We start from the raw sequence: 1730 nt of genomic DNA, 5'->3' as shown, positions 1-1730 counted from the left end.
CACAAACCGTAAATGTTAATGCAAACTATTTTAAAAACGATGCTCCAAAAGAGGAGTTTTCTGTTCCCCTAATGGAACAAGTAAAGAATGCAAAATCTGATGCAGTTTCTACAACTGCTTTCTATGTTCCATCGGTAAATTATAAAACAGAAAATGGGACAACCTTTGAAGGAAAAGTTGAAAAGGTCCTTGACCCCATGACTGTAGGAGTAGGACTATTGTTCGCTGGATATGCAATGAGTTTTATAGGATCACTAATAAGTTGGATAAAAGACATAGTATCGATGTTCAGATAATTTAATTTAGTGTAATTCTCTAGAACAATAGCTTCATTATGTGTTACTTAATTTATTTAAAATCATTACATAATGAAGCTACTCATACTACAAAAATATAAATGATGTAGCTTATATCTAAAGTATAAATTTACGCAATATATATCGAATAGTATAAAGTATTTGAGGTAAATTATGATTAAAATTTTAAAAAATCATATGTTAAGTATTTTTATTATGTCTGCCTTTTCTCTTTCTCAGGTTGCAGATGTGCATGCAAACTATTTGCAAAATAGTAATCATCGTGAGAATATTTTTGTTTCTGCAATAAAACAGAAAAGAAAGGATGCAATCCGTACCGTTTCTCTCTATACACCAAGTCTAAATCACTATGTGGGAAATGAAACTACCATTGAAGGAAAAGTTGAAAAGGTCATGGAACCTATTACAATAGGAACTTTTGGTATTGGAATGGCTCTTGGATATGCATCAAGTACGATAGGCATGTTTTTAGGATGGATAATAAGCAAAATAGTATCGTATTTTAAATCTCGTTAAAATTGAAAGTTCATCAGAATAAGATCTTCTCGTATGAAACATCAACTATGGATATATTCTATTGTTTACCCATAGTTTATGACAAAATACGAATGAATTATCACATTAAAAATGAAAAAAGCTTTAAATGCTTCTGTTTCCTCAATGTGCACTAATTCTGTCGATGTATCTATTCAATTCAGATTAAAATAGAAGTATTGGGGATAAATTATGACTAAAGGATTGAAAACTTACATATTAAATATTTTTATAGCGATTTCTTTTTTACTTTCGCAAGTGATAAATGTCCATGCTAATCATTTAAAAAATGATGCTCAATGGGAAACTATTTCTCTAATCGAACAAGGAAAGAAGAATGCTGTCAATATAGCTGCTCTTTATGTACAAAATGTACAAAATTTCACGTATGGAGCAAAAAATGTATCCACCATTGAAGGAAAAGTTGAGAAAGTTTTTGAACCGATTACTCTAGGTTTTTTTTCTACAATAGGAGCGTTGGGTTTTGGATTCTTGACGGGATCTGTTATGGCTATATTTAGCGGGATAATCGGATGGGCAATCGGAAAAATTAAAGGTAAATAATTCAAAGATACTCAATTGTTTTTCCATTTACAATAGGAACATCTTACAGCCTGCCTTACACCGTTTGGCGGGCTGTTTTTATGCTTTCTATAAATAAGCTTTAGATCACCATACTGTATAGCACAAATGTAATACTTAATTTGCATACAAAATGATAATTTAAACAAAGATTATTCCATAAATACTATTATACTTATTTGATTTCATTGTTCAGAAAGATATATGAGTGAGGATACACTGTAAAATTTAAGAAAATGAATAATAGAGAGAAAATTCTTAACTGTAACAGATTTTCTGTAAACGTTTGACGTTTAT

The 1730-nt window shown here is 30.2% G+C and carries 3 protein-coding genes; all 3 read left to right on the top strand.

The window, feature by feature from the left end; genetic code table 11:
• The coding region (locus BN338_RS06625) for a hypothetical protein (protein ID WP_039760273.1) at positions 1-296 on the top strand (296 nt) is incomplete at its 5' end.
• A gap of 174 nt (positions 297-470) precedes the next feature.
• Positions 471-833 carry a hypothetical protein gene (locus BN338_RS06620; RefSeq protein WP_039760271.1) on the top strand — a complete coding sequence of 121 codons (363 nt, stop codon included), beginning with the start codon at positions 471-473 and terminating at the stop codon, positions 831-833.
• Between the two features lie 210 nt (positions 834-1043).
• Entirely contained in the window at positions 1044-1415 is a 372-nt protein-coding gene (locus BN338_RS06615; protein ID WP_039760268.1) for a hypothetical protein, read from the top strand.
• The last annotated feature ends 315 nt before the right edge of the window (positions 1416-1730 follow it).

It is taken from the genome of Bartonella queenslandensis AUST/NH15 (assembly GCF_000312585.1).
GTDB classification, from domain to species: Bacteria; Pseudomonadota; Alphaproteobacteria; order Rhizobiales; family Rhizobiaceae; genus Bartonella; species Bartonella queenslandensis_A.
This window is presented reverse-complemented; position numbering and strand designations above follow the sequence as displayed.

Bases quoted from the DNA above. Each gene is read 5' to 3' on its own strand.
- BN338_RS06620 (WP_039760271.1), top strand. From the start codon at position 471: ATGATTAAAATTTTAAAAAATCATATGTTAAGTATTTTTATTATGTCT.
- BN338_RS06615 (WP_039760268.1), top strand. From the start codon at position 1,044: ATGACTAAAGGATTGAAAACTTACATATTAAATATTTTTATAGCGATT.